This is a genomic window from Microthrixaceae bacterium, from assembly GCA_016702505.1.
Taxonomy (GTDB): Bacteria; Actinomycetota; Acidimicrobiia; order Acidimicrobiales; family Iamiaceae; genus Aquihabitans.
On record JADJDU010000003.1, the window covers coordinates 504184 to 528258 of the forward strand.

General features: G+C 66.3%; 28 protein-coding genes and 1 tRNA gene. 17 read left to right on the top strand and 12 right to left on the bottom strand.

Features of this window, described 5'->3' with window-relative positions:
• Nucleotides 1–4: 4 nt before the first annotated feature.
• The 3 genes from IPG97_05415 to IPG97_05425 form a co-directional block, all read right to left on the bottom strand.
• On the bottom strand, nt 5–748 hold the full coding sequence (locus IPG97_05415; GenBank protein MBK6855998.1) for an ABC transporter ATP-binding protein: 744 nt from the start codon (nt 746–748) through the stop codon (nt 5–7).
• Nucleotides 745–1836, bottom strand: coding sequence for an ABC transporter permease (locus IPG97_05420; GenBank protein MBK6855999.1), 1092 nt, complete (start codon nt 1834–1836; stop codon nt 745–747). The genes IPG97_05415 and IPG97_05420 overlap by 4 nt, the downstream gene beginning before the upstream one ends.
• A gap of 103 nt (nt 1837–1939) precedes the next feature.
• Complete coding sequence (locus tag IPG97_05425; GenBank protein ID MBK6856000.1) at nt 1940–2161, bottom strand: DUF2249 domain-containing protein; 222 nt, start codon at nt 2159–2161, stop codon at nt 1940–1942.
• A 77-nt stretch (nt 2162–2238) separates the two neighbouring features.
• Here IPG97_05425 and IPG97_05430 point away from each other — a divergent pair, with 77 nt between their 5' ends.
• The 5 genes from IPG97_05430 to IPG97_05450 all read left to right on the top strand — a co-directional run bounded on the left by IPG97_05430 (nt 2239) and on the right by IPG97_05450 (nt 6281).
• Complete coding sequence (locus IPG97_05430) at nt 2239–3615, top strand: hypothetical protein (GenBank protein MBK6856001.1); 1377 nt, start codon at nt 2239–2241, stop codon at nt 3613–3615.
• Nucleotides 3616–3668: 53 nt separating this feature from the next.
• Nucleotides 3669–4010: a metal-sulfur cluster assembly factor gene (locus IPG97_05435; protein ID MBK6856002.1), complete on the top strand. Its 342-nt coding sequence runs from the start codon at nt 3669–3671 to the stop codon at nt 4008–4010.
• Between the two features lie 75 nt (nt 4011–4085).
• Nucleotides 4086–4592 (top strand): ABC transporter substrate-binding protein, encoded by a 507-nt coding sequence (locus IPG97_05440; protein ID MBK6856003.1) that lies wholly within the window; start codon nt 4086–4088, stop codon nt 4590–4592.
• Between the two features lie 41 nt (nt 4593–4633).
• Nucleotides 4634–5389 carry an ABC transporter ATP-binding protein gene (locus tag IPG97_05445; protein ID MBK6856004.1) on the top strand — a complete coding sequence of 252 codons (756 nt, stop codon included), beginning with the start codon at nt 4634–4636 and terminating at the stop codon, nt 5387–5389.
• Entirely contained in the window at nt 5376–6281 is a 906-nt protein-coding gene (locus IPG97_05450; protein ID MBK6856005.1) for an ABC transporter permease, read from the top strand. Before IPG97_05445 ends, IPG97_05450 begins: the two co-directional genes overlap by 14 nt.
• Before the next feature lie 64 nt (nt 6282–6345).
• Here the strand turns inward: IPG97_05450 and IPG97_05455 are convergent, their stop codons facing one another.
• Nucleotides 6346–7515 carry an acyltransferase gene (locus tag IPG97_05455; GenBank protein MBK6856006.1) on the bottom strand — a complete coding sequence of 390 codons (1170 nt, stop codon included), beginning with the start codon at nt 7513–7515 and terminating at the stop codon, nt 6346–6348.
• A 132-nt stretch (nt 7516–7647) separates the two neighbouring features.
• Here IPG97_05455 and IPG97_05460 point away from each other — a divergent pair, with 132 nt between their 5' ends.
• The 4 genes from IPG97_05460 (at nt 7648) to IPG97_05475 (ending at nt 11004) form a co-directional block, all read left to right on the top strand.
• Entirely contained in the window at nt 7648–8346 is a 699-nt protein-coding gene (locus tag IPG97_05460) for a histidine phosphatase family protein (protein ID MBK6856007.1), read from the top strand.
• 277 nt (nt 8347–8623) lie between these two features.
• Complete coding sequence (locus IPG97_05465) at nt 8624–9685, top strand: IS110 family transposase (protein MBK6856008.1); 1062 nt, start codon at nt 8624–8626, stop codon at nt 9683–9685.
• Between the two features lie 14 nt (nt 9686–9699).
• Entirely contained in the window at nt 9700–10119 is a 420-nt protein-coding gene (locus IPG97_05470) for an MmcQ/YjbR family DNA-binding protein (protein ID MBK6856009.1), read from the top strand.
• Nucleotides 10120–10284: 165 nt separating this feature from the next.
• Nucleotides 10285–11004: a hypothetical protein gene (locus tag IPG97_05475; GenBank protein ID MBK6856010.1), complete on the top strand. Its 720-nt coding sequence runs from the start codon at nt 10285–10287 to the stop codon at nt 11002–11004.
• Nucleotides 11005–11435: 431 nt separating this feature from the next.
• Here IPG97_05475 and IPG97_05480 read toward each other — a convergent pair whose 3' ends face one another.
• Nucleotides 11436–11630: a hypothetical protein gene (locus IPG97_05480; protein ID MBK6856011.1), complete on the bottom strand. Its 195-nt coding sequence runs from the start codon at nt 11628–11630 to the stop codon at nt 11436–11438.
• A 172-nt stretch (nt 11631–11802) separates the two neighbouring features.
• Nucleotides 11803–12600, bottom strand: coding sequence for a hypothetical protein (locus IPG97_05485; protein MBK6856012.1), 798 nt, complete (start codon nt 12598–12600; stop codon nt 11803–11805).
• A 386-nt stretch (nt 12601–12986) separates the two neighbouring features.
• Between IPG97_05485 and IPG97_05490 the strand changes: the two genes are divergently transcribed.
• Nucleotides 12987–13289 carry a hypothetical protein gene (locus tag IPG97_05490; protein ID MBK6856013.1) on the top strand — a complete coding sequence of 101 codons (303 nt, stop codon included), beginning with the start codon at nt 12987–12989 and terminating at the stop codon, nt 13287–13289.
• Nucleotides 13290–13300: 11 nt separating this feature from the next.
• Here IPG97_05490 and IPG97_05495 read toward each other — a convergent pair whose 3' ends face one another.
• From IPG97_05495 to IPG97_05505, 3 genes are read right to left on the bottom strand one after another with little or no spacing between them, the layout of a single operon-like run.
• Nucleotides 13301–13864, bottom strand: coding sequence for a PIN domain-containing protein (locus IPG97_05495; GenBank protein ID MBK6856014.1), 564 nt, complete (start codon nt 13862–13864; stop codon nt 13301–13303).
• Between the two features lie 18 nt (nt 13865–13882).
• Nucleotides 13883–14302, bottom strand: coding sequence for a helix-turn-helix domain-containing protein (locus IPG97_05500; GenBank protein ID MBK6856015.1), 420 nt, complete (start codon nt 14300–14302; stop codon nt 13883–13885).
• Nucleotides 14303–14343: 41 nt separating this feature from the next.
• Nucleotides 14344–14565: a hypothetical protein gene (locus IPG97_05505; protein ID MBK6856016.1), complete on the bottom strand. Its 222-nt coding sequence runs from the start codon at nt 14563–14565 to the stop codon at nt 14344–14346.
• Between the two features lie 19 nt (nt 14566–14584).
• Here IPG97_05505 and IPG97_05510 point away from each other — a divergent pair, with 19 nt between their 5' ends.
• From IPG97_05510 to IPG97_05525, 4 genes are all read left to right on the top strand, one after another.
• Nucleotides 14585–14902, top strand: a complete 318-nt coding sequence (locus tag IPG97_05510; GenBank protein ID MBK6856017.1) for a hypothetical protein — start codon at nt 14585–14587, stop codon at nt 14900–14902.
• A gap of 114 nt (nt 14903–15016) precedes the next feature.
• Entirely contained in the window at nt 15017–16228 is a 1212-nt protein-coding gene (locus tag IPG97_05515) for a site-specific integrase (protein ID MBK6856018.1), read from the top strand.
• 22 nt (nt 16229–16250) lie between these two features.
• Nucleotides 16251–16457 (top strand): hypothetical protein, encoded by a 207-nt coding sequence (locus IPG97_05520; protein MBK6856019.1) that lies wholly within the window; start codon nt 16251–16253, stop codon nt 16455–16457.
• Nucleotides 16454–16858 (top strand): hypothetical protein, encoded by a 405-nt coding sequence (locus IPG97_05525; protein ID MBK6856020.1) that lies wholly within the window; start codon nt 16454–16456, stop codon nt 16856–16858. The genes IPG97_05520 and IPG97_05525 overlap by 4 nt, the downstream gene beginning before the upstream one ends.
• A 224-nt stretch (nt 16859–17082) precedes the next feature.
• On the opposite strand, the gene IPG97_05530 is transcribed toward IPG97_05525, so the two are convergent.
• Nucleotides 17083–17159 (bottom strand) — tRNA-Ala (locus tag IPG97_05530).
• A 280-nt stretch (nt 17160–17439) separates the two neighbouring features.
• On the opposite strand from IPG97_05530, the gene IPG97_05535 reads away from it, so the two are divergent.
• Together IPG97_05535 and IPG97_05540 are read left to right on the top strand one after the other, a co-directional pair.
• Nucleotides 17440–18621 carry a magnesium transporter gene (locus tag IPG97_05535; protein ID MBK6856021.1) on the top strand — a complete coding sequence of 394 codons (1182 nt, stop codon included), beginning with the start codon at nt 17440–17442 and terminating at the stop codon, nt 18619–18621.
• A 4-nt stretch (nt 18622–18625) separates the two neighbouring features.
• Nucleotides 18626–20170 (top strand): alpha/beta fold hydrolase, encoded by a 1545-nt coding sequence (locus IPG97_05540; GenBank protein ID MBK6856022.1) that lies wholly within the window; start codon nt 18626–18628, stop codon nt 20168–20170.
• Nucleotides 20171–20190: 20 nt separating this feature from the next.
• Here IPG97_05540 and IPG97_05545 read toward each other — a convergent pair whose 3' ends face one another.
• Together IPG97_05545 and IPG97_05550 are read right to left on the bottom strand one after the other, a co-directional pair.
• Nucleotides 20191–21780, bottom strand: a complete 1590-nt coding sequence (locus tag IPG97_05545; protein ID MBK6856023.1) for a peptide chain release factor 3 — start codon at nt 21778–21780, stop codon at nt 20191–20193.
• Nucleotides 21781–21807: 27 nt separating this feature from the next.
• The gene (locus IPG97_05550; GenBank protein ID MBK6856024.1) at nt 21808–22239 is read right to left on the bottom strand and encodes a transcriptional repressor; all 432 of its coding nucleotides are present in this window, start codon (nt 22237–22239) and stop codon (nt 21808–21810) included.
• A gap of 325 nt (nt 22240–22564) precedes the next feature.
• Between IPG97_05550 and IPG97_05555 the strand changes: the two genes are divergently transcribed.
• Nucleotides 22565–23986, top strand: a complete 1422-nt coding sequence (locus tag IPG97_05555; protein MBK6856025.1) for a DUF4214 domain-containing protein — start codon at nt 22565–22567, stop codon at nt 23984–23986.
• Nucleotides 23987–24075: the final 89 nt, after the last annotated feature.

The following is a 24075-nucleotide window of genomic DNA, read 5'->3' on the forward strand; positions in this document are numbered from 1 at the left end:
CATGTCAGCCTGTCACGGGTGTGCTCTCACCAGAAAGAGGGCCAGCGCCACTCGGTGATGAGTCCGGCTCAACCGGATCGAGGCGACCTCCTTGGAGTCGAAGGTGGCGATCGGCGTGGCGGAGAGCGGCGGCGTCGTGGGCCACCACCAATGTGGCGATGCCGTGGCCGTGAGCCGCTTCGGCCAGGATCGCAGCCACGCTGGCCGCCCGCTCTGGGTCCAAGGACGCCGTGGGTTCATCGGCGATGAGGACCGTGGGCGCCGCCATCAGGGCCCGAGCGATGCCAACCCGCTGGCGCTCACCGCCCGAGAGCTGAGCTGGTAGCTGGTTGGCGCGGTTCTCGATGCCCAGCTCGGCCAGTAGGTCCATGGCCCGGTCCCGGGTGGCGGAGGGTCGCTCGCCTCTGAGGTGGCCGACCAGTTGGAGCTGCTCTACCGCGGTCAGCGATGGCAGAAGGTTGGCCGACTGGTAGACGAAGGAGATGTGGTCTCGACGCAGCGTCGTGCGTCGTCGGTCGTTCAACCCGCCCGACGCGGTTCCGGCCACGGTGACCTCCCCGGAGTCGGGTCGACGCAGCAGGCCGACCACGGTGAGCAGGGTGGATTTGCCGGCGCCAGATTCTCCGCTGACGACCACCATCTCGCCGGACGCCAACGACAGGTCCAACCGGTCCAGGACTACCCGTCGATCGGGGCCATCGACGTAGGAGACGACGACTTCGTTGGCAATGAGAGCATCGGTGCTCACGATTCAACCCCCAGGGCAATAGCTGGTTCGACCTGGGTGATCCGTCGCAGGGCGACGAGGCTCCCCAGGATTCCCGAGACGATCAAGGACAGGGCGACGGTGGCCACCGCCGATGGCGACAACTCGACTGGGGCGGCGCCGCTGCTCAAGAAGGCGACGATCATCGATCCCAGAGCCACACCGGCCCCGGTGGCCATCACCACCAGGATCGTCATCTGACCGACGCTGTCCCTGACGATGTATGAGTTGCTGGCTCCCATGGCCTTGAGGAGACCGATCTGGCGGGTTCGTTGCACGGTGAGGACCGTGAAGAAGGCACCGATCACCAGAGCAGATATGACCAACAGGAACACCCGGATGAGGGTCATCGTGGTGGTTTCGGCGGTGTAGCCCGGTGAACCGGCGTAGGCCTGGGACTTGGTGAGCAGGGTCAGGTCGTGCTCGGTGGCCACCTTCTCCAAGTCGGACGACGAGCCGCCCTTGATGGCCACCGCCGAGAAGCGACCTTCCGGTGTGGCTCCGAACTGGATCTGCTGCCAGGTCTCGAGGGAGACGAACCCGATGGGGGCGTGTCCGTAGGTGCCAGCGAAGGTGAACCCGAGAACGGGGAGCTCCACGTTGGACCCACCCAAGGTGTAGCGGTCTCCAACCTCGACCCCTTCTTCCTCCAGTTCGCTGGCCAGCACCAGCCCGGGCGGGCCGGCCAGGGCGGCTCGGGCGTCGTCTCGTTCGACCAGGAAACTGTCGGCTGAGACACCGAACAAGGCGAGGTCCAGGCTCGGTCCACCGTCGGTGGATGCAGCGTTGGCGAAGCTGGCGCCGAGGGGGGTGACCTCCGCGCCGGGAACGGAGCGGAATGCAGCCAGCTGCTCGTCTCGAAGGGTGGATCGACTGAACGTCGCTTCGGATCCGTCCTGGAGAGCCAGGCGCTGAAGGGGTAGGGCCCGCAGACCCGAGATCCCATCTGTCACCAGGCCGGTGGCCAGACCGGAAAGGACGGTGGAGAGGAGACCGACCAGCGCGATCACCACCCCGAGAAGGACGAAGCGCCGGGCGCCCCGCCGAAGATCACGAAGGGCGAGGAACATCGCTTCTCCAAGTTGTCGACGTCATGTCCCCATCATAGAGACAGCGTGTCGATAACACCACCCAAGTGACCGCCCGTCCCTAGGACCCTGGGTCAGGCCCCGTTCACATTCGAGAAAACGTGACCTTCCAGTCACCGCCCTCGAGCTCGTCGGCCACATAGGTGAAGCCCTGTTCACCCAGCACGCCCTCCAGGGGAACCGGCTCGAACGGGGCGTAGACCACCAGCTCCTCGCCGACCTCGACCAGGCCAGCGGCCTCCATGATCTCGTTGAACGGTTCGCCGCCAGCGGCCAACGTTGGTCGAGCATCCACCATCTGGTTCATGACTTCCTCCTCTACCGCACCAACCGCGGGGTGATATTCTTCTAGCTCACGGTAGAGAAATAACCAAGTGAGGTCCCGTGGCCGCACCGACCACCCAACACAGGCCGACACCACCCCTGGCCGCACCGTTCATGCCCGGTGCCAGGGGTACGACACCACCTCCCTCCATTCCGTTGGGGTTCCTGGCCCTGTCGGGGCTGGGACTTTGGGCCTTCGGAGTCGCTGGCGGTCTGGCTGCCGACCGACTCGTGAGCACGCCGTCGCACCCCGGCGCCCTCGCCGCCGTGCACGTGGGCATGCTCGCATTCCTCACCACCGCGGTGCTCGGGGCAATCCACCAGTTCGCTCCGGTCGTCGGCCGCCGACCACTGCGATCGATCCCGGCCGCCCGCTTCACCCTGGTGGGCATGGCCATCACCGGGTGGCTGATCCCGAGCGGGTTCGCCCACGGCCCCGAAGCGTTGGTGGCCACAGGCGGGGTCATCGGTGCCCTAACCGTGGCACTGGCCGCCTGGAACCTGTCCGGACCGCTGTCGGCTCGCGACGGTGGCGTACCGCTAAACGGTCTACGTCTGTCCGTCGGCTATCTGATGGTCACGGTCGCCTTCGGTGTGGTCTACGCCTTCAACCGCCAGACCGGATGGTTCCCGCTACTCCCCAACCGGGTGCTGGCTCACGCCCACCTCGGCCTGCTGGGCTGGCTCGGGCTCACCTACGTGGCCGTGGCCGAGAAGCTCTGGCCGATGTTCCTTCTGGCCCACCGACCCCGGGCCCGAGCTGGTGCCTGGGCCGTGGGCCTGCTCGCCGCTGGCACCCCGATCTTGGCCACCGGGCTCCTCTTCGCCGTACCCATCCTGGGATGGCTGGGCGGACTGGCAGCTGCGGCCGGCATCGGCTTCCACCTCACCTCGCTCTACACGGCGGTGCGTCACCGAAGACGGGCCCTGGAGCTGCTACACGGCTACCTGTTCACTTCGGCCGCCTTCGCCGTCATCGGCGTTGGCTTGGCCGCCACCGCCGCGGTCGCCGACGTGGACTACACCACCCGCTCCACCCTGGTGGTCGCCGAGGTGACAGCCCTGGCTGCATGGCTGTCACTCGCGGTCATAGGCCATGCCCACAAGATCGTTCCGTTCATCGGCTACACCGTGTTGCGGTCCCGCGGCATCGCCACCGGGCCAACGGGTCGGCCGCTCATGTTCGGCGACCTCTTCCACCATCGGACAGCACAGGTCAGCCTCATCGCCGCCACCGCCGGGTTCGATGCCGTCATGGTCGGAGTGCTCATCAGATCCGCTGCGGTGGTTTCTGTCGGTGGTTTGCTGATCTCGCTCACCGGGCTGATCGTGACCGCCAACCTGGTCCATGGTCCGCGTCGCGCAATCCGCGCCCACCGCTCCGCCGTGACCGTGCCCGAAGTTCACCCAATGGTCGCGACCCGCCCGGCATCATGACGTCAGCGCCACCCGTCTCCTGCTCCACCTTCTCGTTGTCGAGGTGATCCGAAATGATCAGACCCCCCGTATCGGACTGGACTGAACAGACCCCAGACGAGAAGGCATACGGCGCCCTCTCCAAGGTGTGGGACCCCGAACTGGGTCTCGACATCGTGGCGCTGGGCCTGGTCTACGACGTGATCGCCGACGAGACCTCGGTCAAGGTGATCATGACCCTCACCACCCCTGGCTGCCCGGTTTCCGAGCAGCTCCCGGCAGAGGCCGAGGCGGCGGTGCGGCTTGCGATGCCTGACCACGACGTTCAGGTGGAGCTGGTGTGGGACCCACCGTGGACACCCGAGATGCTCACCCCGATGGCACTCGAGCGCCTCGGCTTCAACCGCTACCGCTGACGCAGTTCTCCCTGTCTAGTAGCAGCGAAGGCGACGGCCGGTTTCCAGGCTTCGCCAGGGCCGTGCGGCAAAGGAATCGGTACTGGCTTCGCCGCCTTCAAGGCCGGCGACATCGACGGCGCCTGGGTCCCCGAGCCATGGGTTTCGCGGCTCGTCCAGGAAGGCAACGGAACCGTTCTGGTCGACGAGGCCGACCTGTGGCCCGATGGACAGTTCGTGACGACCCACATCGTGGTTCGCACCGCGTTCCTCGAGGACCATCCAGACGTGGTCGCCGCCTTCCTCCGCGGTCACCTCGCTGCCCTCGACGCCATCGAGACCGACCCCGCGGCTGCCCGAACCCTCACCAACACCGGCATCGAGAAGCTCACCGACAAGGCCCTCCCAACCGAGGTCATCGATTCCGCTTGGAAGAACCTCACCTTCACCGCCGACCCCGTCGCATCCAGCCTGTCGAAGTCCGCCCGCGACGCCGAGCAGGCCGCCCTGTTGGAACCGGTCGCGCTCGACGCCAGCTCCTACCTGGAGGTACTCAACCAGCTCCCCGCCTCCGCCGGAAGCGCCGAGGTGGAAGGCCTGTGAGCACGGCCGACACCCACCATCTCCCGGCCAACGTCCAAGCCATGACCGACGCTCCCCCGGCCATCCGTGCCCAGCGGGTCAGCAAGGTTTTCGGTCACGGGACCCACGCCGTCACAGCACTCGACGGAGTCGACCTGACGGTCAGAGCCAGCGAGTTCGTGTGCATCGTGGGTGCGTCCGGATGCGGAAAGACCACCCTGTTGAACCTCGCCAGCAGCCTCGATGCGCCGACCTCGGGGCGCTTCGAGACCCATGGGCAGGTCGCGGTCATGTTCCAGCAGGATGCCCTGTTCCCTTGGCTCACCGTCAGCGGAAACATCGAGTTGGCTCTCGAACTGCGCGGCATCAACAAGGCTGCCCGTAAAGCCCGGGCCGACGAGTTACTGGCTTCTGTGCGCCTCGAGGGGTACGGCCACCGTCGCCCCCACGAGCTGTCCGGCGGCATGCGTCAACGGGTGGCCTTGGCCCGGGCGTTGGCCCAGGACGCCGACGTCTTGTTGATGGACGAGCCTTTCGGTGCTCTGGATGCCATGACCCGGGATCTGATGCACGATGAGCTGGAGCGGGTGTGGTCAGACCGTCATCTCGCCATCCTCTTCGTGACCCACAACGTTCGAGAAGCCGTCCGGCTCGGAGACCGGGTTCTCCTCCTCTCGTCACGTCCCGGCCGAGTCGTGGAGGAGTTCGCGGTACCGATCGATCGGCCCCGTCGCATCGAGGCCGCCGATGTCAGCGAGCTGGCCGGTGAGATCACGGCCCGACTTCGCGAGGAGGTTCGCCGTCATGCCCGGACCTGATATCGCAGCCGCTCTGCACTCCACGACAGAGGAGCCGGACCGCCGGATCCGTCTCGACGATGAACTGGCGGGGCTCGACGCCCTCGAGCTTGCCACCAGCTCCAGACCGAGCCTGACTCGACGAACCTGGGCGGCCACGTGGCCCAAACTGGCCGCCCTGGTGGTCGCCATCGGACTCTGGCAGATCGTCACCTGGACCCAGTGGAAGCCGAGCTACGTCCTACCGGGGCCGGGTCCCGTCTTCGCCGAGCTCACACAGCGAGTCGGCGATGGGACCATCCCCAACGCACTAACCCGAACCATGCGTCGGGCCGGAACCGGCTTTGCCCTGGCCACCCTCATCGGTGGCACCACCGGGCTGTTGGTGGCCCGCAGCTGGATACTCCGCACCGCGGTCGGGTCGCTCATCACCGGCCTCCAGACGATGCCATCCATCGCCTGGTTCCCGTTGGCCATCCTCCTCTTCAAACTCTCCGAGGCCGCCATCTTGTTCGTCGTGGTCCTCGGGGCGGCTCCGTCGATCGCCAACGGCATCATCGCCGGCGTCGACCACGTCCCCCCTTTGCTCGACCGCGTCGGCACCGTGCTGGGCGCGAAGGGGATCAGTCGAGTTCGACACATCGTCCTGCCGGCGGCCATGCCCCAGGTGGTTGCCGGCCTCAAGCAGGGTTGGGCTTTCGCGTGGCGGTCACTCATGGCCGGTGAGCTATTGGTGATCATCGCCAACCAGCCTTCGATCGGCGCCCAACTCCAGATCGCCCGAGACTTGGCGGATGCCGCGTGGCTGCTCTCGACGATGGTGGTCATACTCGCCATCGGCATTGCCGTCGACGCCGCGTTCGCCGTGGTGGAACGGTCCATCCTTCGCCGGCGGGGTCTGGGCGTCCGCTGAGCTGAAGTCCAGCCTTTGATCACCGCGAACGCGGGCGGGTGAGATCGCCACTCACCGACGGAGTTCAGTCGACTCGGGTGTCGGACTCGAGCAGCCGGCCCGAGGCTCGGATCATCGGGATCATCAGGGCCACCACCGCAGCAAGCCACAGGGGACGGGTGATCCACCAGGCCACCGTCGGAACATCGCTCAAGCCCAGCCCGGTCGCTTCGAGCGCCAGCACCATCGCCACCACCACGATCATGTGCAACAGGTAGGCAGGAAGCGCGTAGCCACCCAGCGCGTCGAGGCGGCCCCTCATTTGGTCACGGTCCAACCAGGCCGCCAGACGGGGGCGGAACACCAGCAGCAGCCCGCATTGCAGTAAGGCCAGCATCATGACCGGAACGGTGGTGGGCAACAGGTTGGACATCGAGTCGGTGGTGGTTGCCACCATCGGGCGGGGATACACGTCGATGTTGGTGGTCACTACGAGACCTACGAAACCAACCGAGGCCAGAACTCGCCCGGTTCCACGGGTCGCCTCAGCGCCCTGGGCCACCGCTGCCCGGTACACCCAACCAAGCTGGTAGGCCACCAGCCAGACCCCGATGGTGGAGACGGTCTGGGCCACGGCGGCCAGGTCCGAACCTGCTCGGAACCGCACCAGATCCGACAGCACCACAATCGACCCCAGCCAGACGGTGGTGGTCGTCCCGAAACGGCGCCAAGCCCGGTCCAACATCGCAGTCGCCGGGGCGTAAGCCATCAGTAGACCCAACGTCCAAAGCGGGACGAGGATCACCAGGTGCCTGGTAATGAAGGGTTGACCGTTCAAGGCTCGACCGGTCAATTCGGCCACCGCGCAGAGGGCCACCAGCATCGCCAACGGCGCAGTGAACCGACCCACTCGACGCCTCACGAACGCAGTGAGACCACCCCCTCTTTGGTGATGTCGGTTCCACGCTTCGGCGTTCACCGAACCCGAGACGATGAAGAAGAGCGGCATGACCTGGAGCACCCAGGTCAGCATCCACAACCCCCGATAGGACCCGACCGGGTTGGGCATCGTCAACACCCCCTCGGAGTTGCGGTGGAACAGCGACAGCGTCGAGTGCCACACGATCACCACCCCAAGAGAACCCACCCGCACAAGGTCCGCTACCCGGTCACGGTCAGGTGGTGTCGCGAGGTTCCCATCGAGGTCATGGGAATCCACGGTGGACGCCGGGCCGGGGGCAACGGTTTCGATCATGGGGAGAGGATCACCTAGCGAAAGCCTCCCGGGAATGGGGGGAACCCCTCATCTGGTCCTGGGGAGCGACGGTGCCGAGACGTTTCCGCAAACGAAGGTTTCCGTTAACCGTCGGCCCGATACCTTGCCGGCATGGAACTGGTGCTGGTCCGCCATGGACAACCTCGATGGGTGGTCGATGGGCGGAACCGAAACGACCCGGAACTGACCGAACGCGGCCACCTTCAAGCCCAGCGCGTCGCCCAGCGGCTCGGGGACCCCGCGTCGGACCCCCTCGATGGCCCGGTCGACCACCTCATCGTGTCACCAGCCCGGCGCGCCGCAGAGACCGCGTCGCCGATCGCCACCGCGCTCGACGTCGGCTCGACCACCTTGGATTGGTTGGTCGAGGTCAAGATGCCCGACGCCTGGGACGACCAGCCCATCGAGGTGGTGGAAGAGGCCTTCGCTGCCCAACAGAACAAGCCCCGAGTGGAATGGTGGGACGGCTTGGCTGGCGCCGAACCGATGCAGGCCTTCCATGACCGTGTGGCCAACGGCATCGACTCGACCCTCACCGACTGGGGAGTCGAACCCCTCGGCGAAAATCTCTGGCGTGTGGATCCAGACGCCCCCAGGAGGGTCGTGGCCGTGGCCCACGGTGGAACCAACAGCACCGTGATCGCCCACCTTCTCGGCGTCGAGAAGGAGCCGTGGGATTGGCACCGGTTCGCCATGGGTCACGCGTCGGTGGCGGTGCTCCGAACTCAGCGCATCGCCGGTGCCGCCATCTGGTCTCTCACTGCCCTCGGTGATGTGGCCCACATCGATCCAGGCGACCGAACGGCCTAGCCCGGGAACGTCGACTTCAAGACGCCCATCGGCCATGTTGCCGATTGGTGGCGACTCGTCGGGCTCATCCCTACGCTCCGGTCAGTGTCACTCTGGTCTCTGCCCGGGAGCTTGGCTCCTACGCTCGGTGTCCTTCGTGGGCAGCATGCTTTGTGCCGGCTCCCGGGCGCAGAACCGGCCGGCGTGGCTTGATAGGAGCGTGGCATCGCCCCCACTGAGGTGTGCCCACCGACCGGTTCTGGTCCGGATCACCAACGTGAAAGGCGACCAGAGCCCCATGATCACCCTCGGAATCGATGCGCACAAGCGCACCCATACCGTCGTCGCGGTCGACGACGTCGGATGCCAGCTCGGCACCAAGACCACGACCGCAACGACCAGCGACGACCACCTGGAGATCATCCGGTGGGCTGACCGGTTCGGCCCCGAACGGCAGTGGGCGGTCGAAGACTGCCGGCACCTCTCGCGCCGTCTCGAGTCGGACATGCTCGCCGCGGGCGAGCGGATCGTTCGGGTGCCACCCAAGTTGATGGCCCACGCTCGCGACGCAGCCCGCACCTACGGCAAGTCTGACCCGATCGACGCGCTCGCCGTCGCTCACGCCGCGTTGCGCAACCCGGATCTTCCCGTTGCGCAGCTCGATGGTCCTGCCCGGGAACTGCGACTGCTGGTCGACCACCGCGAGGACCTGGTGGCGGAGCGGACCCGTTGCCTCAACAGGCTTCGCTGGCATCTCCACGAGCTCGACGCGTCCTGGGATCCGCCCGCTCGATCGCTCACGTCCTACAAGAACCTCGACGCGATCGCTGCCCGGCTGACGAGTTTCGATGGTCCGGTTGCTCGCATCGCAGCCGAGATCGTCGAGCACGCCCGGCACCTGACCGTGCGCGAACGCGCCCTCGAACGCGAGATCACCGGCATCGTCAACAAGCTCGCCCCGACCCTGCTCGCCCTCGCCGGGGTCGGCGCGCTCACCGCCGCCAAGATCGTCGCGGAGACCGCAGACGTTCGCCGGTTCAAGCACAAGGACGCGTACGCCCGCCACAACGGCACCGCACCCCTGCCCGTCTGGTCCGGCAACCGCGAACGCCACCGCCTGTCTCGCACCGGGAACCGCCAACTCAACGCGGCCATCCACCGCATCGCGATCACTCAGGCCCGCTGTCACGACGACGCCATTGCCTACATCGACCGGCGCCTGACCGATCACCACAACACCAAGACCGAAGCGCTCCGAGCCCTCAAACGACGTCTCTCCGACGTCGTCTACCGAGCCTTGCTCGCCGACGCCCAACCCGCCCAAACGGCACCCGCCGACTTGCTCGCGGCCGCCGCTTGACATAGGAGCAAATCATGGCCCACGAGATCATGTTCGATGAGGATGACCCGGTGTTGGCTCAGGTGCGGACCCTGGCGCTGGCGCTCCCCGATAGCGACGAGAAGGTCTCCCACGGTCGACCTGCGTTCTTCACCAAGAAGGTGTTCGCGTACTACGGCGGATCGGTCAAGAACGCCGACGGGTGGGTCCGTCACGACCAATGCCTGGTGTTCCTACCCGACCCCGAAGATCAGCGAGCGTTGGAGGAGGACCCACGCAGCTTCAGCCCCGCCTACCTCGGTCCCTACGGATGGATGGGACTCGACCTCGATGAAGCCACCGACTGGACCGAGATCGCCGAACTGCTCGAGTCGTCGTTCCGGCTGACCGCCCCCAAGCGCACAATTGCCCGCCTTGACCAGGCCCGGAACCAGGACGCTTCCACACCGCACTGATGGCCCTCGGCACTCCTTAGGTGATCTAGGATGGACGAGCAGGTTGCCTGACTTCCGTCCGCTGTCGACCTCACCGAAGCGAACCTTCCGTTCGAACCTGGTGAGAGTGCTGCGGACTTCGTCGATCACATCAGCGAATTCATGCCCGTTGAGCGTTATCCACACATGCACGAGCTGATCGCCGAACAGGACGCGGGCCAGGCTGTACGGTCACCGCCCATCGCCAGCAACGCTCCAGCCGGGGTCGATCCCCCGTACCCTCCCGGCGGTGTCGGGCCGTTCTCTTTCAGCCGACCGCCCCGATTGGTGTTCCACCTGGTTCTGGCCCTCGCGACCGCGCCGATGTTGCTCGCCGCCAGCTCCCCCGCCGGCGGACGGTTCCTGTGGATGTTGGGATCCGTGCTGATCTTGGCCGCCGCCGGCCTGCTCTGGCTGGTGTGGGTGGGACTGTGGTTCTCGGCCCGACGACGAAATTTCGCGGTCGGGTCGTCCCGCTGGTTCATTCTTGCCCCTGTGGCCGGAGCCGTTGTGGTCGCCATGTTGGCCTTCGACGTCCCCCTTCACCTCCGGTGGTCCCAGGCCCGACCCGCCTTCGACCGGTTCGTGGAGGAGTCAGCGACTCAGGGTCGGGTGGAACCCATCGAACTCGACACCCCTTCGAGGATGGGCACCTACGTGATCGATCGGGCCGAGCGGCTCGACGGTCAGACGTTCGTGTTCCTCGACACGTCGTCATCCCCTCGCCCGTTCCTGACCTCAGCCGGCTTCGCCCACCTGCCCGACGGTCCTCGCCACGATCTCCCGGTAATGAACGTGCTCGGAGGGGAGCGGGTCGAGTACCGCCACCTCGTCGGAGACTGGTACACGTTCTCGGCCTACTGGTAACCGGAAATCCATTCAGGACCCGTAGCTGCCTCGCTTCGAAGTCGCTCGTGGGTCGTTGCCGCAACATGAGGTCAGCACGGACTGGGATGGCGTCAGCGTGTCCAACGGTGAGTAGGTGACCGTCAACCCGCCAACCCGAGACCCCGGCTCGGCGGCGGCCGATCACGAGGTAATGGGCGGCGTCGGTCCGGCGGGCTAGACCGTCGGCGCACCCCACGATGGCGTTCTCGGTGTCGAGCACCGCCACGGAGCGCCCACGACCGGTTGCGGGCGCCAGGTTGGCCGATCAGCGCGACCGCATCACCCGACCAGCCCGGCCACCGAACATTGCCAGTACCAAGACCCGCTGATACGCCTCGTGAGTCGCCACGGCAACGTCAACGACGTGCCGGACTCCAGCGATCGATCACGATCACGCCGAGGATCCTGGATCAGTCGTCGAGGTGATAGCCGCCGCCAAGCAGCGGATCGTCGTCGCTGATCGCAGCCAGGCCAGCTGCGAACTCCTCGACAAGGTCACTCGTGGTGATCCGCTCGAGGATGGCGCGATCGGCTTCCGTCAGCCGTGGATCACCGGCGCGACGCTGGCGCTCCAGGTCTTCGAGCAGTTGCTGACCAAGAGTCATGCGCACAGTCTGCCGCGGCTAGCACCGGTTCGGTAGCCCCAGTTCCTCCCGCGTTGGGCACGAACCTGAGACGGCCCGCAGGGAGCCAGCTCGGCGCGGTCAGCGATCAGCTGATCGGCTTCGTGTCGCCCTTCGGCGCCCACTGCTTCGAGCAAGCCGAGGGCGGCGGCGACTAGTCCGTTCGGTGCATATCAAGCACCAGCGGCACCCTATCGGTGTACTCCAGGAAACGACCACCGCTCAGGCCCCTGAGCGGCCCACGGACGATGCCCACCTCCGCGACCTTTGATGAGCCGACTCGCCACTCGAAGACAGTGTGCGGCTTCCCGTAAGGGGAAAAGAACCACCAGCTGTCGCCAAGCTGAGTGACAGCGCTCGCTCCACGCACCGTGCCCGGAACGACGTGGGTTCGTTCGGCGCCTGTCGTGAAACTCCACTCGGTCAATCTCCACGAAGTGTAGGGCCAGAACCCGATCGTCTGGGAACCGACCTTGACCGCCGCGTAGCAATCCATGATCGGCTCGCCACCGGATGACACAAAGCCCCGGTGAAGGGTGCCGTCGACGCCGAGAATCGCCACCCCTTCCTCGGACAGTGGTTCACCGATTCCCTCATCGAAGTAGGTCACTGCCACCTTGTCAGGTCCGAGGGCGATGAGATCCTGGACAGCGTCGCCCACGAAGAACTTGTGACCTGAACCGGTCGGGCCGACCACCCATGCGTTCGGGGTCTGACGTGGCGTTCGGGGCACGACGGCAAGAACTCGATCCGCGTCCAGGACCGCGACCTCTAGGGAACCGTGATTCTGACGGAGCACCACCTCGAGTCCGCTCGAGAACCGCACCACGGTGCGCTGTCCATCATCCACGGCCAACGCCCAGACTCCATCGTCGGCGAGGTCGCACGACAACACTCGCTCTCGGCGGCGCACAACAGCGCCAAACTCCTCGCCAGCCAATCGCCGCGTCACCACTCACCTCCTCGCCAGTCGTCCATGCACCACCGTGCCCGATTCGGACACGGTTCGCCCGATCGAAAAGGGCACATAGTGGGCATGCCGCCCGATCCGCCTACGGCCGAGGCCGGGCCGCAGGGCCCTGACCTGCACCTTCTTGGTGGAGACGATGGGAATCGAACCCACGACCCCCTGCTTGCAAAGCAGTCCAGGTGATCGGCATCGTGCCTGGTCCGAGCGCGAACGCCCTGGTCACGCCATATTTCTCGGCATCGCACGTATCGCCGAGTACCAGCCCGTACCAGTGCTCTCGCGGAGTTTTCGCGGAGTGCTACGGGCTGGTCCGATGCCGATCAGGCAGCCTTGTGAGCCGATGGATCCGGCCGTAGCGTCGCAAGGACATGCCGCGACCGATGAAGAAGATCCTCGAAGACGCCGACGTGTTGGCTGCGCGGTTCGAGAGCTACGAACCCCGCGAGGAGGACGAACGAGCCTCCGCCGGGCCCAAGGTCACCAACACGGCCGAGTACGAGCACACCCGTCGGAAGCTCGCGGACCTTGAACAGCTGATCGAAGCTCTTAGCGAAGGCAGCGCCGGCGACGACGGCTTTCGGGATCTCCAACTCGCCGGTCTCCGCTCACAGGCCGAGGACCTGCGGGAGGAGCTGGCGGAGTTCGATCAACGCAGGTCGAATACGACCTGACTCTCGGCAGGTCACTCCCCGCCTTGGTCGGCCTCGGTGAGCGCAGCGGCTGCCCGGGGCAGGCCAACCGATAGGGCCTCGACGATGTCGCGGCGAGTCGTCGGGTACCGACGGCGGCGGGCGGACATGGCGTCGATCACACCGAGCATGGCGACGGAGTCACGCTCGACGTGCTCGAGCACGAAGGTGTCGACGGAAAGCGCCTCGACCTCGTGGCGGCGCAGCAGCCGCTGCGGGAAGTCCCGCAGGTTCTCGGTCACGATCAGCGACGCGCCGGTGTGGACCGCGAGAGCCAGCACGTGGCGGTCCTTGTCGTTCACTGACATCTCAGCGATGAGCGAAGGAGGCGGCTCCTCCAAGGCGCCAGGCAGTGCCCGGTTCATGTGGGCGATCCGTCGATCGATCGCCGACGGCTCAAGGTCCTTGCGCACCTTGAGGTTGCGGGCGACCTCGTCAAGGATCTCGGGCGACCAGTGCGGCCGGTACAGGCGGCGGGTAGCCATGGTCAGCAAGAGGTCGGTGACCTCGATGCCGTACAGGACGTTCGCGTCGAGAACCGCGACCCGCACCGCCATCGGTCCCGGGCCCCTGCGCTACTGGTAGAGGCCGAGGTCTTCGGCGTCGGCGGTCATCGCATCGAGGGCCTCATTGGCCTGCGCGTCAAGCCGGTCTCGGTACGCGAGGACGTCGACCAGCTTCAGCCGCCGGTGGGAGCCGACCATGTGGTGTGGCACCTCGCCCGCCTCGATCTGCTTGATGAGGTGGGGGCGACTCACGTTCAGCAGCTCGGCAGCCTGCACCGTGGTGAGCTCGGCGTGCAGCGGGATCACAGACACGCCGTTGCCGGAGCGCAGGTTCTCCACAATCGACACGAGCACCGACTGGATTCCCACTGGCAGTTCGACCACGTGACCGTCGCGGTCGACGAGGCCCGCACCGTCCAGAGCGCGCATGACCGCGTCGAGCGCCTCGGGCGTGAGGGTGTCAGGACGAACTTCGAGCACGTCACTCATGACGCCGACGCTACCATCATCTGCAATAAACGCAACGGAGTTCACCGCGTCGTTCGGGCACCGCGATCCGCTTGCAGCCGGTAGGCGAGAACCCACTGTTCGGTCCCGGACGAGCAGTCGACCTCGGGAGGGTCGAATAGCTCCGGCACCCTCGGCACTGCCGTGAGGATGCTGTCGGAGCTGGCAGTGACGATGAGCCGGCAGTACTCATCGCGCCTCGCGAGCTTGAGCCGGAAGCGGCGCTCGGCGCCATCGTCGAACATGACGACCTCGCATCCACCCATGACCCGCGGTCGACAGGCCAACTACGCCCTTGTCGTCGACTCGACCGGCACCACCGACCCCGCCGAACGACTCACGGAGATCATCACCAGACCCGCCGCCGCGCACTCGGCACTCGCTGCTCAGGCCCAGCTCCACCGTGCCGCAGGACTCGAGCCACCCGACCCAACCGCCGCAACCCGAACAGCGCTCGCTCAACTCCGACACGACGACGATCAGCAGTTGACGCCCCAGCCGACCCCGATGAAGCCACTCCCGACACGACCGGTCGCCCCGCCACCACCCACCAGATCGAGCGGTCCGTCGCTCGGGCTGTAGGTCGACCCTCGACAGCGGCCCGGTGCACTGTCACCATGAGCCCATCGCTTGTCGGCGGCGCACGTCGGCCTTTCAACCGGACCCTTCTGGTCCGTGCCCGAGAGGCCATGCCCCATGGCGATCAAGAAGCTCCCCAACGGACGCTGGGAAGCGTCCTACCGAGACCCCGCCGGACGCGAACGCGTCAAGCACCACCGCACCCGCACCGAAGCCGACCGGTGGCTCACCACCACGAAGGAACAGCTCAACCGGGGCGGCTACGTCGATCCCCGCAACGGCAAGCGGCCCCTCTCGTCGTTCGCCAGCTCCTGGCTCGAATCGGCCGCGACGCACGTCCGACCGAAGACCTGGACCCACTACGAATCGATCCTGCGCATCCACGTGCTCCCGACCTTCGCCCAGCAACCCATCGCCGCCATCGGCCCCGCCGAGGTCCGCGGGTTCCTCACCGAACGCAGCAAGGCCGGCGCCGCACCCGGCACCGTCAGATCCGCCCGCAAGGTCCTGCGGCTCGTGCTCGCCACCGCCCAAGCCGACGGCGCCATCCGCGCCAACCCGTGCGACTGCTCCCGAGTCGCGGCCTCGCCCAAGGCCGAGATGGTGTTCCTCACCGCCGAACAGGTCGAAGTCCTCGCGACCGCCATCGACGAGCGCTACACCACCCTCATCCGCCTCGCCGCCTACACCGGGCTCCGAGCCGGAGAGATCTGCGCACTGCGCGTCGGCCGGGTCGATCTCGCTGCCAAGAGGATCACCATCGCCGAGTCCGTCACCGAGGTCCAGGGGCTCGGCCTCCACTTCAGCGAACCCAAGACCTACGAGCGCCGCTCGGTCACCCTCCCCGCCTTCCTCGTCGACGAACTCACCACCCACCTCGCCGGTCGACCCGACAACCCCGAGGCGCTCGTGTTCACCTCACCGGAGGGTTCGACGCTCAACCACAAGAACTTCTACCGCCGCCACTTCAAGCCCACCGTCACCGCCGCTCCTGACCTCCCCTCGGAGATGCGGTTTCACGACCTCCGCCACACCTGCGCCGCCCTCTGCATCGCTCTCGGCGCCCACCCCAAGGCCATCCAGGAACGCCTCGGCCACAGCAGCATCACCGTCACCCTCGACCGCTACGGCCACCTCTTCCCCAAGCTCGACGAACTGCTCACCGAAGGCTCAGGGCGTGTCTTCGCCCTTTCCATCGTCCGCTGGGCGGCTCCTCGACCTGGTCGAGACCACGTGGCCTCGCTTCGTGCTGCTGCGGGACTGCGTGATTCGCGATCGCCCCGATGTCGACGAAGCGTTCGAGCAATGGTGGGACATCCACCAGGATGAGCCTTGGCACATCGAGAACGCGATGAACCACGTCCACCTCTACGACTTCGTCGGTGACGACTACGACGACAGCGAGCTACCGATGCTGGAGCGCGCTGCGGAGCATATCGCCGAGGCCTGGCGAGCTGCCCTGGGCGTCCAGTTCCCCGAACACAACCTCGAGGTCACGATCGCGACTGAGCCCGACGAGTACGGCCCCACCGTTTCCTGTCACCGGCGGGCGTCATGACCGACCAACCGAGCCCGCTCCTCGTCGAACAGCGGATCCGCAACCGAATCATCGAGTACCTCGAACTGGTCTCCTCGTTCCAGGCACAACGGTCCTACGACCATGCTGGCTCCTTGGCGGACGTTCCCAACGAAGTGATCAACCAGTGGCAGGACTGGGTCCACTGCGATCCGCGCCAGCACGACGACCACTCCCTCGTGTACACCGCCAACGAGATCGATGCGCTGCGGTCCTTCCATGCTGCCTGGGAGTCCGTCACCGCTCGCCTCCCCCAGATACTGCCGCCGCTGACGGAATGCCAGTCGCTGACCGCGTGGCAAGACTTGCGAAGCGCGGCAGTCGCCGCCGCACAAATCTTTGCCTACCGCGGCAATTTGCCAGAGGACAGGGTCGACCCGTAGTTCGGAGGGTGTAGCCACCCGTCGAGATTGATCGCAATGAGTCAAGCATCGAACTACTCGACCGACGCCCCTACTGGCGGATCGGTCATCTCTTGTGCCCAACCGACCCACGCCGGCCCACCGCGTCCAACTGAGTACCACCCTGTCTCGCGGAGTTTTCGCGGAGTGCGGGCACTCGGCCCGACCGCCAAGGCCGGGCCGCAACGCTGTGACCTGGGGAAATTTGGTGGAGACGATGGGAATCGAACCCACGACCCCCTGCTTGCAAAGCAGGTGCTCTAGCCAACTGAGCTACGTCCCCGGGTGGGTGCGCTTGCACGCGCCCGGTTCGGGCAGGCTACCGACCGGACCACTGTCGCGAGAATCCGGTCCGGCCAATGCACGACACATGACCGGTGGGGTCCGGGCCTGGGCACCACCGATGAAGATGCCACGACCGTGTCCCGCACGGGATTGACCCGCTGGTGGTTGGGCTGACGACCCGGGGGCAACGTCCGCCAAGGGTGCGCTGAGGGTGCGCCGACGGCGTCCGGGCTCGAAGAGCCATTAGCGTCTCGCCCGTGTCGGCCCCGCCCGTTTTCGTGTCGCGCCTGGTCAGGCTGCCGTTGGTTGACAGCGACGACGGCCACGTCGGTCGCGTTCAAGATGTGGTTCTCCTGCGAAGTGGGACCAAGCTCCGGGTGCTGGGCTTGATCGCCCAGCTCCAGCGGCGGCGCATCTTCGTGAACATGGCCCGCGTCGCTGAGATCGACCGGTTCGGAGTTCACCTGCGGGGTGGCACCGTCGACACCCGAACCTTTCAACAACGGCGGGGGGAGGATCTAGCGGTCGGCGACCTACTCGACACCGCCATCGGGGACGAACACCTGACCGACCTGGCCATCGAGCCCGGTCCAGACCAGGCCTTCTGGTTCGTCACCCAAGCGGCCCTGGCCCGTCGAGGTCCGCTGCGACGTCGACCACCCCGCGTCGTCGCCTGGTCCGAGGTGGCCCGCCACTTCACCACCACCCCCGAACTCACCGAAGTAGCCGAGATGCGGGATCTCCATCCTGCCGACGTCGCCACCCGGCTCAGCTCGCTGTCACCGGGTCGTCAACAAGAGGTGGTCGCACTCCTCGACGACGAACAGGTCGCGGACCTCCTCGAGGAGATGCCTGAGGAAGAAGCGGTGAGGATCGTCGAACGCCTGGGGGTGGAACGGGCCGCCCACATCCTCGAGGAGATGGAGCCTGACGACGCGGCCGATCTGCTGGCCGACCTAGCCGAAGCCGACCGCTCCGCCCTGCTCGAGGAGATGAGGCCCGAAGAATCCACTCCAATCCGCCGCTTGCTCACGTACGACGAGAACACCGCTGGTGGTCTCATGACCCCTGAACCAGTGGTGCTCTCGCCCTCCACCACCGTCGCCGAGGCTCTGGCTCAGATCCGCCAACGCGAGACACCTTCGGTCCTGGCCGCCCAGGTCTTCGTGACCCAGCCGCCCCACTCCACTCCAACTGGTCGTTACCTGGGCGTGATCGGATTCCAACGCCTGCTACGTGAGCCGCCCTCGACCGAGCTGGGAGACTGCGTGAACGACACGCTCGATCCCGTCGCCACCGACCTGCCTCGCCATGACGTGGCCGAGCGACTGGCCTCCTACGACCTGCTGGCTCTGCCGGTGTGCGACCAGGCCGGACGCCTCGTTGGTGCGGTGACCGTGGACGACGTGCTCGACCACGTCCTGCCCGAGGGTTGGCGTCGCCGAGCCGCCCGGCGTTGAAGTCGTGACCCACTCCACCCTCATCCACCGGATCGCGGCGCTCGTCTCGGCCGTCGCCCTGATGGCGGCATGTACCCAGAGCGGTGCAAAGCAAGGTGCGTCCTCTTCCACCACAGTCTCCCGCCAGCAGGGAACCACCACCAGCGCTGGGCCAGCCACGTCTACTGCCGAGCCCAGCGGCACCACCGATGTCGACCAGGCCCCGGCCCAGTGGGAGGAGTGTGGGTCAGGTCTGGACTGCGCCACGATCACCGTGCCGTTGGATCACGAGAACCCAGACGGCCCGACCATCGACATTGCCCTCCTTCGGCGCCCAGCTCGAGACCCTGAGTCCCGCATCGGTTCACTGGTCGTCAACCCCGGTGGACCAGGAGCCTCCGGGATGGCCCTGGCCGGCAACCTGATGCTCCCAGGCCCGGTCATGAACCGTTTCGACATCGTCGGATTCGATCCCCGGGGCGTGGGCCGGAGCACCGCCCTCGACTGTCACAGCCAAGTCCCAGCCATCTACGACGCCGACCCCACCATCGAGGATCAGGCCGATGTCGATGCCTTCCGTACCGTCTCCCAGCAGTTCGTCGACGAGTGCAGCCAAAAGCACGGGGATTTGCTGGCTCACCTCGGAACCGTCGCCGTAGCCCACGATCTCGACCGGATCCGGGCCGCCATCGGAGATGACCAGCTCACCTACCTCGGGTACTCCTACGGCACTGCCATCGGTCAGCAGTACGCCAGGCTCTATCCCCAACGAGTTCGGGCCATGGTCCTCGACGGTGTCGTCGATCTCACCGAAACGGGTCTGGTCACCGCCGAAGGTCAGGCCGAAGGGTTCACCCGATCACTCGACGCCTACGTCTCAGCGTGTGATGCCCGTGGGTGCATGGATGCTCCGGCAATGGAGATGGTCGACCGAGTGATCGCACGGTCCGAGGCATCGCCGATCCCTGCTCCCGGTGCGGACCGACCGGCCACGCCCGGGGTGGTTTCGCTGGCCTTGGCCCAGGCCCTCTACACCGAGATGTTCTGGCCTCAGCTCACCCGGGCGCTCACCCGAGCCGACGAGGGCGACGGCACCGGGCTGGTGCTCCTGGCCGACACCTACCTCAAACGGAACTCCGATGGCACCTATCGCAACGGCACCGAGGTCTACTTCGCGGTGAGCTGCGTCGACTTCGCCTGGCCCCGCTCCTTCGACGCTGTGCTCGACGCGGCCAAAGACGTCGGTCAGCGCTACCCCAGGCTGGGCGAAGCGTTGGTGAACGACTACGCCCGCTGCGCCCTGTGGCCGGTCCCCTCCGATCCGCTCGAGCCGGTCCCATCCGACCTGGAGGGACTTGCACCGGTGATGATCGTGAGCACCACCGGAGACCCGGCGACGCCTCATGCCGCCGGAGTGGCAGCCGCCGAACGAATCCCCGATGCCCGTCTCGTGACCAACGTCGGTGAGGGTCACACCGTGGTCGGGCAGGGTAAGCCGTGCATTGACGGGCTGGTCAGCCGTTACCTGGCCGATCTCGAAGCACCTCGAGACGGTGAACGCTGCGAATAGGCCGCTCGAGGTCCTCAGACTCAGGTTGGATGATCGCCGGCCACCAGCGGCTCCAGCACCAGTTCTGGTTGTTCGGCCTCCAGGCGTTCCAGCCAGTACTGGCTTTCGAACACGGCAATGAGGGTGCCGTCTGACCGGCTCAACACGTCGACTCCGCGCATGGCCCGAAGGGTCGGTGCACTGGTGGCGTCGGTTCGGCGAGCCACCGAGTAGGTGGTGGGGCTCAGCTCCACCGGCGCACCGAACTCGGTCTCCAGACGGTGAACGGCAACGTCGAACTGCATCGGTCCAACGGCGGCCAACACGGGAGCCTGATCGCCCAGATCGGGGTCTCGGAGCACTTGGACCACGCCCTCTTCGTCCAGTTGCGCGATACCTTTACGGAATTGCTTGAACCTACCGGTGTCGCGGACGCGGGCCACCGAGAAGTGTTCGGGAGCAAAGCTCGGGATCCGCGGGAAGACGACGGGCTCGTCGATCCACAACGTGTCGCCCACGCGTACGTCGGTGGCGTTCACCAAGCCGACCACGTCGCCGGGATAGGCCTCCTCCACCGTCTCGCGGTCTGACCCGAAGACCTGATGGGCGTACTTGGTGGCGAAGGGCTTGCCGGTCTCGGAATGGGTGACCACCATCCCCCGTTCGAAGCGTCCCGAACAGACGCGTAGGAAGGCGATCCGGTCCCGGTGGGACTTGTCCATGTTGGCCTGGACCTTGAACACGAACCCGCTGAAGGGCTGATCGAGGGCACGGGCCGCGCCAGCGGCGTCTGTGCGGGGTCCGGCGGGAGGGGCCAGATCGATGACGGCGTCGAGAAGGAGTCGAACCCCGAAGTTGGTCAGCGCAGAACCGAAGAAGGTTGGCGACAGCTCACCACCCAGGAACAACTCCTGGTCGAAGTCCAGGCCCATCGTGGCCAGAAGCTCGGATTCTTCGACCGCGGTGGTCCACGCTGCTCCCTCCTCGGCTTCGGCTCGATCAGGATCGACCACTTCCTCGGGGGCTTCGGTGGCACCGCGGGCGGTACGGGTGAAACGGACGAAGCGGCCGCCGCCGGCCCGGTCGATGACACCCCGGAAGTCTCCTGCGATTCCGACCGGCCAGGTGATCGGGGCTGCGGTCACCCCGATCTTGGCATCGATCTCGTCGAGCAGTTCCAAGGCATCCAAACCGGGACGGTCCCACTTGTTGATGAAGGTGAGCAGAGGCATTTGACGGGCCTTGCACACTTCGAACAGCTTGAGCGTCTGGGGCTCGATGCCCTTGGCGGCGTCCAGGACCATCACCGCAGCGTCGGCCGCGGCCAGCACCCGATAGGTGTCTTCGGAGAAGTCGCGGTGACCGGGGGTGTCGAGCAGGTTCACCACACAGTCCCGGTAGGGGAACTGAAGGACCGTGGAGGTGATGGAGATCCCGCGCTGCTGCTCCATCTCCATCCAGTCCGAGGTGGCCGATCGCCTGTCGCCGCGGGCCTTGACCGCTCCGGCCCCGCCGGTAAGGGCACCGCCGTAGAGGAGGAACTTCTCGGTCAACGTGGTCTTGCCCGCGTCGGGGTGCGAGATGATGGCGAACGTGCGGCGGCGGGCCGCTTCGGCAGAGGGCGTGGTCACTGTTGGTCCGGTCGTGGGTGAACTTGGTCAGCTGCAATCAGCGCAGCGGCCGAGCAGGTCGAGTCGATGGTGCTCGGTGTGAAATCCGGTGGCTCTGGCGACCTCGGCGGTCACGGTAGCGAGGTCGGCTTCGAGCGAGTCGGGAACTGTGAAGTCCAAGACCGTGCCGCAGCTCGTGCAGATCAGGTGGTGGTGATGATCGGTGAGGTCCTCGGCCAGTTCAAAGCGAGCAAGCTCGTCGGATCCGATGACTCGATGCACGACACCGCAGGCCTCGAGCACGGCCAGGTTCCGGTACGCCGAGCTCTGGGGTAGCGATCCTGCCTCCAAGATCTCGGCCGCGGTGAGGGGACGACCGGCCTGGCCCAGCACCTCGACCAGGCTGCGCCGCCCGGCGGTGTAGCGCTGCCCATCGTCACCGAGCAGGACGCCAACGGCTCCGTGCAGATCGTCGCTCACGACCCGAACCCTACCGGGGCATGGCGTGGGCTTTCCCGGTCGGAGATGGCCTGTGTCGGCCCGTCACGGTTCTTACCCGGGCAAACGGTCGGCCGCCATATCGGTTCACGATCGTCACTGGCGTCCCGAGAGACGATGGCCGGATGGGCCGTTCGACTCAGGTCCGACCGGCAATGTGCCGATGGTTGGAGGACGTTTCGACCGGCATCCACCATGCGATGCCTGGAACCGGCCCGGTTCGTAACGCTATCGTAACAACCTACAGGCGTCAGCCAACCGGAGGCTCAGGCCCCCGGGCAACCGAGCCCAGAGGAAGTAACCAGACATGTCCTGCTCCTGCGGTCATCACGAGACCCCCCACCGGATCGGTGGGAAGCACCTGTCCCGCCGTACTGTGATCGCCACCGGTGCCGCGGCAATCGCCACGCCACTGCTGCCCGGCCTCGGAGGCGTCGCCTCGGCCAGCGACGGTGAGGGTGGTGTTCAGCGGGACTTCGGGTTCCTGCCACCCCAACCCGCCGGCGCCGAGCACGTCCGGCCCATCATGTTCCCGGTCCTTCCCGACCCGGTGCTGGGCAAGGCCAGCTGGTCAGACACCTACCTCGCTCCCCGCAGCAACGGGCGCAAGCACGAAGGCCAAGATCTCATGGGCAAGAAGCTCCTCAAGCTCCTGGCCTGTGTCGACGGCACCGTCGCCGAACTCCGCCACGGCAGCGGCGGCAACTCGCTGTACCTCGAGGGCGACGATGGCTGGTACTACTGCTACCTCCACATCAACAACGACAGCCCCAACACCGACGACGCCGCCAACCGGTTCGACGAAGCCTTTGCCGCCGGCCTCAAGAAGGGTGACCGCGTCACCAAGGGTCAACACATCGCCTACCTGGGTGACAGCGGCAATGCCGAAGGCTCTGGGGCACACCTCCACTTCGAGATCCGTATGCCCAACGCCAACATGTGGCAGGCATCGGCGGTGAACGCCCACTACTCCCTGTTGGAGGCCGAGCCCGCCAAGCTGGGCGGAGGGCCCACCGAGCCCGAGCCCGAGGAGGAGTCGGCGTTCGCCACCACCGGGCCGTTCGTACCCTTCGCCAAGGCCGGCGACTTCGCCCGACGCCAAGCCCTCGATTTCCTCGGGGTCACCCCCAGCGCCGCCTGGCTTAGCGACGCCACCAAACGACTCGAAGCACAGTCGGTGACCGCCGACGGATTCATCCTCGACCAGATCGCTTCGGATGCCTGGACCAGCATCGTCGCACCCACAATTCGCCTCTACACCGCCTACTTCCTACGGCGACCCGATGCATCCGGCTTGCGCTACTGGGTTGAGCGGGTGAGGGGAGGCACCTCGTTGGACAAGGTGTCCCAGGACTTCGCCGGGTCAGCCGAGTTCAAGGACCGCTACGGCCGCCTCGGCAACGCCGAGTTCGTGAAGCAGATCTACCAGAACGTGTTCGATCGGGATCCCGACAACGCCGGCTTCTTGTACTGGACCCAACAACTCGACCATGGCAAGACCCGGGGCTGGGTGATGCGCCAGATGTGTGAATCACCTGAGTACTTGGCCAAGAAGGAGCACGAGGTCGGCGTGATCTCGGCTTACTTCGGTCTTCTCAACCAGATACCCAGCCAGGGTGACGTGAACGGTTGGACCGAGATGTCACGAGCCAACCGGGGTGCCCTTGGCGTGCTGGTCGGCCAGCTTCGAACCAGCGGCGACTACGCCAAGCGGGTCAAGTCCCTCTGACCGTGGCCTCTGGGCCGTCTGGCTCCCCATCTCGATTTCGGGCACGGGCCCCGTTTGGGGAGAGAACCCAGCGGTTTGCGCGAGGATTG